Source organism: Nitrospira sp. T9 (assembly GCF_052156535.1).
Classification (GTDB): domain Bacteria; phylum Nitrospirota; class Nitrospiria; order Nitrospirales; family UBA8639; genus Nitrospira_E.
The window spans coordinates 301,126-307,931 of sequence record NZ_JBQKUP010000035.1 but is presented as its reverse complement, the minus strand read 5'-3'; the positions used below and the strand labels follow the sequence as shown (position 1 = coordinate 307,931).

Here is a 6,806-nt window from a genome sequence, read left to right as displayed (position 1 = left end):
CTTGAGATCGTAAACAGCGCCTCTGGTTCGTTTGAGACTCATGCATGGAAGAATACCAAACTCAGCCCGCTTCGCGGGCTTGCTCTTTTCCTCCCCCCAGCAAGCTGGGGGGTATCCAAGAGCAAAATTTTATGAAAAATGGTCAGGGTGAAATTTTTATTGAGAGTGTATATGTTTACCACGTTCTGGTTCATGAAAGAATTACATAATCCTTCCAAGGCCGGTTGAGCATTTGAGGGTGTAAGCGTTTCAAAAGAAGGGAAGGAATTGGCTTTTGATACCCTCAACTCTTCAGGCCCTAGGAAATTCATTTATCAGGCAATGTCTCCCATAAAGGAATCAGGTACGTTCTCTTAAAAACTCAACGTCAACCGGCCAAAAACCATGCGTGTCGGCAGAAAAGGTGACGTCTGGGCTTCCCGCGCGGTTTGGACATTATTATCCTGATAATTGAAGGATGTATCAAAGAGGTTGCGGACTTCCAGACTGATGATGCCAAAACGTTTGGGAAGCCGATACCCGATATCGGCATCCACCAGAAAAAAGTCGTCATGGCCATCATTGAAGTTTGATGTCGATGGAAGCTCAACCGTTTGCCAGACGAAGTTTCCCTTTACTCCGGCAAAAAATCCGAACGGATGGAAAAACCTTGCGCTCAACGGCACTGTCACGGTCTCCACTTTCAGTGGGTGTCCTCCAAGTACCGCTGTAGGGTCAGAGGCGGAACGTTTGAACCGTTCATACGATCCCTCTGCCGTGAAGGCCCACGAGGGATGAGGTGCCCAATAGAGATAGCCCAGTGCACGATCCTCACGTCGGTCATTGAAAACGGTCACGAGATTGGAAATGGACGGCCACTTCAGTTCCCGATGGGCCAGTTGGAATCCGGCATACAGATCGTTCGTCAGCGTGAGATCGAGGGCTACCCCCTCCTGCTCGGTAATCGACCCGTTGGCATCATCAAAAAATTGATTGAATCCGGCGACCTGGGTCGGTTCAATCGTTTGATCCGCCACTAACGGCCGTTTCACCGTTTGGACATAGGACAACCGCAGACGTGCCCAGTCGGTCATATTCCACTGCATGCCGGCTTTTGGCAGGAGCCGGTCGTACTCATTTGACCGGTCATTGATGGACTCATACGCAAACCCTCCTGTCCAGATAATCTGTTGTGGCCAATGGATATTGAGATACACATAGCCGTTGGTTTGTGTGGACGTGAACTTATCCTTTTGAATCGAGTTGCAAGCGGGTGGTGAAAATATGGGAAGAGGAGGTGCACAGACTGTGAAAGGGGGAAAAGGGACCGATACCGCCTGGGCCTGTAAGTTAAACTTATTGTTCGTATCGACATGAGTGTATCCTCCGCCGATCTGGGCATTGAGGATTCCATCATGAAACAGATACTGCCCTTCGACCTGATTGGCATTATCCACGGCATTCCCGTCGATGGACGGAACTCCAGGTTGAAAGGAATTCTGCTCAAGTCGACTATAAATATATGATCCAATGATGTCCGAATGCGGTCCGGGGGTGAAGCGAGCCCCCGTTCGGACAACGCTTTGGTCAATTTTGGTCTTTTGATCGGCAGTAAAGTTTTTCGGATCGAAATTCAGTTCAAGGTCACCCTGGTCCGTTTTCCGGTAGCGGTATTCGACTTGGACGTTGAACTTGGGGTGAAACTCCGCCTGCCCAAATAGGTTATAAATCTCATGCTTCACATCGAAGTTGGGGCGGAAATCCGGCTCGCTTTTGAATCCATAGGCCCCGGCACTCAGAGACACCGGTCCTTGCAAAATTGATGCGGTCACATTGCCCCCGTACGTGTCGTTATTGCCCACCACCGAATTGACCAGCAATCGTGGCCGGTCCCGCATGAACAAAGGATTGAACTCGTTGAGAGAGACCGAGGATGGCCCTCCTGCTTCAATAATTTGTAAATTGCTGAAGGCTAACTGGGGTTGAAGGTTATTGGTATTCAACGGCTGCAATAATTGTGACTGCAATAATTCACTCACCCTGGCGATTCCAAAACTGGGCAGAGTGCTATATACGTCCGACAAGAGGCGATGGGCCATGGGCGAGGCGGGATCATTGGTGAGAGAATACCAACCCTCAACCCTCCCCCGCTGATCAAACCCTAGATTGTTATAAATACGGCCCACGGTGGCGCCACGAGCCGCCACATCCTGATCCAATAAGAGTCGTCCACGATAGACGGCCCGCTGGTCATTCAGACGGAGGGATTCTTGATAATCGTGGAGCGCTTCGACGGGCTTGTTGACCAACTGCTTTCGAATGGCGTCAAAAAACCAGGGGGTCGGATCATGCGGGTCCAACTCCTTGGCCATCTCATACTGCGTTTCGGCCAACTCCTCACGTTTTTCTTCGAAATAAATTTTCCCCAAATAGCTGCGAAGAATTGAATTGTTGGGATCAAGGGTATTCGCGATCTCCATTTCCAGCCGCCCGGCTTCCAGTTCGTTTCGCCTGACATGTGTTAACCCTAACCCCAGCCGTGGGAGGGGATCAGCCTGATCGAGGGCAATCGCCTGTTGAAAGGCGGTTGCGGCTTTTTCAATTTCCATCGTGGTGAGACGGGCAAAGCCAAGGATCGTGTGAGGGCGGCTGACTTTGGCATTGAGTTCCACTGCCTTCTGGGCCGCCTCTATGGCCCGCCCTGAGTATCCGCGGGCGAGCCACAGTTCAGCCACACGGGCCTGCGCTAACGCGTCTTCAGGTGCCAGACGGGTGGCTTCTTGTGCACTCGCCGATGCTTGATCGATCTGGAAGGCTCCCTGTTGAGCGTAGGATACGGCGATACGCGGAGTTGACGAGTCCGGTGCATGTTCAACGGCCCGATGCGCAAGCTGGAGCGCTTCCTGATTATCATTGTTGACAAGAGCAATCACGCTCGACAGGGCAAGGGCCACGCCATTGTCGGGATCCTGGTTGAGTGCGTCGGAAATATCCGCCTGCGCTTGCTCGACCCGCCCGATGGAGAGAAGTATTCCTGCCCGCAACGTAAAATAATGAACATCACGCCTATCGGGTGGAACCTTTTCGAGGTGGGACAAGGCCCCCAGCACATCTCCCTCCTCATAGCGTTGAGTTGTCTTAAGAAGAGTGGGGGAATCAGACCCTGCCTGCCGTGCCGCGCGATAATCGAACAGGGGTGGATAATAGAGGGCCCATTGCACCGCATCCCGTGGACGGACCACAATCACCCGTTGAGGAGCCTCTCCCTTGTGCGTGACAGCCGATTGGGCGCTGGTAACCGGCAACGTGCCAAATTCATTTTCCAGCGCGACACGCCCCTCAAACACCCAGAGTTGGGCTTCCTGTTCGAGGACACGAATGAGAAACTCGGTTCCTTCTATCGTCCCGTTGACGAAGGGGGTGGTGATTGTCAGGCGCTGGGGGGTGCGGCTTAAGAAATGCACCATGCCCTTCAGAAGATCAATCCAAGAAGGCTTCTCCTCCTTGGACTCCGTGAAGGTGATTTCGGAGCCTGCATCCAGTCGGATGATGGTTTCATTTTTGAGTACCAGCGCTGCCCGCCATTGAGGGACGCGAACGGTATCGCCTGCGCAATAGGTCGCACCTGTCTGGCTCGTTTCCCAGCTTGCTTCGTCTGCCGAACGAGCCTCGATCGTCCCCTCGACCGACACGAGCTTAGCCACCCATTCTTCACAAGGGGTGGCGAATGCGGACTCCGTATTGACCACACCCCCACCAACACTTAGGGCGACGAAAAGGAAAGCTCCGTTGAGTGAGCCCCATGCCCTTTTCTTGATGTGGGCATTTCCATCCCAATGAGGCAACTTCTCGGTGGCAAGGGAACTTCCACCCTTCACCTTAATTTTTTCAACACTCTCTTTAAGGAGTACCACATCAAGGTTCTCCACCAATGACCTTGGAAGGTCATAGAAAGTAGCCGTAACTAAAATTACCCCGATGGGACATTAAATACTTCAATGCTTCATATTCTTATATTCTTTTATCCTTCGATCGCCACTGACACCTGATTGCTTGTATTTGTCGCCTCGAAAGTTTCCCTCCTCTTCCCGCACAAGATGAGCCGCCGCCACCTTAAATTTTCCACCCCGACAGCCTTTTCCGTGTGCCTCTCGTTCTGTGGCGGCCGCGAGGGAACGATCAGGATCAGGAATCACCAACAATACCAAACTCCGTTGTAAACCATACAGGTCTTGCCCGCATAAACGATGATTTCGTGTTTTTTAAATTGATCACCATATTTATCGTATTCCTCGCTGTTCTTTATAGGTTCCGGAAGTTCACTTTTGGGTTGATCCTCCGGTACTTTTACTGGGTCGGCTGGCTCCTCAGGTTTATTGCGTTGTTTGGGCTTGCGTAATTTTTTATCTTTGCCGACAACTATGTCGACTTTGCCATTTTTGTTTATGACAATGCACATTTCCACACTGGCCGAATCAGCACATGATGCGGCTGTGGCTGTGGCTCCGATCAGGACTTGTCCCCTCGGCCCTGCCACAAATCCACCAAGTACGAAAAATGAAATCACTGTACCCAAAATTCGTTTTTTCATTGTTTGCCCCTCCTTAAATAAATGAAAAAAGATGAAAATGGATGAAGAGATGAAATCCGAATGAATGTCGCAAAAAGCTTAGCAAGAGCGTTGAATAAAAACATCTAATCGTCTACCGCAGAGAAAAATGCCTTCCGCCCTACTAATGACTCTCTGTGGCCTTCTTCTCTAGGATTTCCTGATTCAAGCCATAGAGGGTTGTTTTTTCCACGAGAAAATCTTTTCTTTAGGATGGTCGCATACGGGATCTCCTGATTTTTCTGACATAATCTGAAATGGATACAATTGGCCAGGAAGTGTGTTATGGCATCAGAAAGGAGGTCTTCAAAAGCATTCGAGCGAGACGGTGGAAGATGGCCAAGGGGGGGCGCCTGTCCCTCCAACAACAAGATGCCGTTTGAGGCATACATGGAAATGTATTCAGGTCAGGGAGTGGAGAGTATGAATAGCCAGGTTTTTCAATGCCAAGCCGCCTCCAAATGAGAGGAGATGCGCCAGCTGAATCGGGTATGAGCTCGTGAGAAACAAGGTTGAGATTAAGGTTAGGGGGATGGCTGAGAGGGTTTAGCTGAGAAATGTGAAAAAGGAAAAGTTAGATATTGAATATGGGGCAGTATGGCAAGCAGGCCTAAGCTCCCACCGTGAAGAGCTCCAGTAGATTTCGACCAACGCGACCTTCGGAATACACATCCAAACAGGGATAGTTATAGCTTAGTCCTCCTGGTAAAGAGGATGGAAGGATGTGTTCAGCGGGATGGATCCGGTACGTTTAAGATGAGGTATCAAAATAACGACTAGCTTTTGTCCTACCCGGCAAAAATATGTGAAGACAGGAAAAACGATCAGGCCCCGGCGGTCGGTTGAACTTTCCCGGGCTATCCCTCAAGCTGTTTCATTCAGAACAGGGTGGCTCAATAGACGTAGCGTTTATTCATGACCGCACTCCCTTTATTCAGATCGGGGGTGATTGGAGATGGCATCCCTCAACATCTGTGAGGATGCGGGCTTGTCGGAAGGTTGAAGGGGGAAGGTTTCAGGTTGTCCGAGTGGCAGACTTTCGACATAAATGGAACTCGATGGAAACGCGAAGCTGGCCTTCTCGCCCTCGACGATTTCCTTGATTTTGTATGCCAAGCGTTCTTTCGCTTCCAACCACTCACCCCACACAATGGTCTTCGTAAAACAATACAGTTTAATGTCAATACTCGAGTTGCCGAATGAATCCAGGAAAATGAATGTTTTGGTCTTTTCGGGATTGGTTTCAAAGTCACCACATTCGTAAATGTAGGTCGAAATGGCTTGGATAATATTCCGAATTTGATCATGAGTCGAACGATACTCGATCCCGATCATCCAATGAATTCTCCGGTTCGTCATGCGGGAGTAATTGATTAACGCTTCATTGGCCAATTTGGAATTGGGGAGTGTGACCAGGGCTTTGTCGAATTGACGGACCTTTGTCGCACGAAATCCAATTTCCTCCACCGTGCCTTCCACGTCAGGCGTTTTGATCCAGTTGCCTTTTTCAAAAATCCGGTCCAAAAATATCGTGAATCCCGCAAACATATTCTTGATGAAATCCTGAGCGCCGAGGGCGACCGCCATGCCGACCAGTCCCAAGCTACCGAGGACCGCCGCGACATTGAATCCCCATTCCTGAAACACCGCGGCGATGCCTAAGCAGACCACCACGAACTTTGCGACCTTGAGAAAAAACCCCTTAATGGTTTCGTGCATGCTTTGGCTGCCGAAGAGTGTGATGGATCGATCCAGTAGGGCTGACAGCGGATCCAGTATTCGAAAAATAGCCCAGAAGATCGTGAAGGCAATCAAGGACCGGATGATTTGTCCAAAGATCGCACCCAATGCGGGCGACAAGGAGATGACCTGTCCGGAAATGTACAGACCAATAATGACAAACGTGAATTCAAGCGGGCGTTCAATGGCTTCCAGGATGCGATCGTCTATGTCCGTTTTGGTTCCTCCGGTAAACCGTCGCGAGAGACGGGAAAAAAAACGGAAGAAAATACGACGGACAAACAAGAATGCCAGAAATACTCCTAAGGCAATAAAGATATCACCCAGGGTAGTATGTAAAATGCCGATCTGCCAGACCGTAAGAATTTCTTGCCAAAAATCTTGAAGCATCAATCGAAGGTTCCTGACCTCAATGAAAAGATTGAAGATTGGTTGAGTGAAGGTATAAGTTGACAGGCAGGATGAAGCCGGGCGCGCC

The 6,806-nt window shown here is 50.1% G+C and carries 4 protein-coding genes; all 4 read right to left on the bottom strand.

Going from position 1 to position 6,806, the window contains the following annotated elements:
- Window positions 1-353 precede the first annotated feature (353 nt).
- Complete coding sequence (locus tag ACTRXD_RS11860) at window positions 354-3,893, bottom strand: TonB-dependent receptor domain-containing protein (protein WP_442432012.1); 3,540 nt, start codon at window positions 3,891-3,893, stop codon at window positions 354-356.
- Between the two features lie 81 nt (window positions 3,894-3,974).
- The gene (locus ACTRXD_RS11855; RefSeq protein WP_442432011.1) at window positions 3,975-4,181 is read right to left on the bottom strand and encodes a hypothetical protein; all 207 of its coding nucleotides are present in this window, start codon (window positions 4,179-4,181) and stop codon (window positions 3,975-3,977) included.
- A complete protein-coding gene (locus ACTRXD_RS11850) occupies window positions 4,172-4,570 on the bottom strand; it encodes a hypothetical protein (RefSeq protein WP_442432010.1) in 399 nt (132 codons plus the stop codon). The genes ACTRXD_RS11855 and ACTRXD_RS11850 overlap by 10 nt, the downstream gene beginning before the upstream one ends.
- 948 nt (window positions 4,571-5,518) lie before the next feature.
- Window positions 5,519-6,718: a mechanosensitive ion channel family protein gene (locus tag ACTRXD_RS11845; protein WP_442432009.1), complete on the bottom strand. Its 1,200-nt coding sequence runs from the start codon at window positions 6,716-6,718 to the stop codon at window positions 5,519-5,521.
- Window positions 6,719-6,806: the final 88 nt, after the last annotated feature.

Bases quoted from the DNA above. Each gene is read 5' to 3' on its own strand.
- ACTRXD_RS11850 (WP_442432010.1), bottom strand. From the start codon at position 4,570: ATGAAAAAACGAATTTTGGGTACAGTGATTTCATTTTTCGTACTTGGT.
- ACTRXD_RS11845 (WP_442432009.1), bottom strand. From the start codon at position 6,718: ATGCTTCAAGATTTTTGGCAAGAAATTCTTACGGTCTGGCAGATCGGC.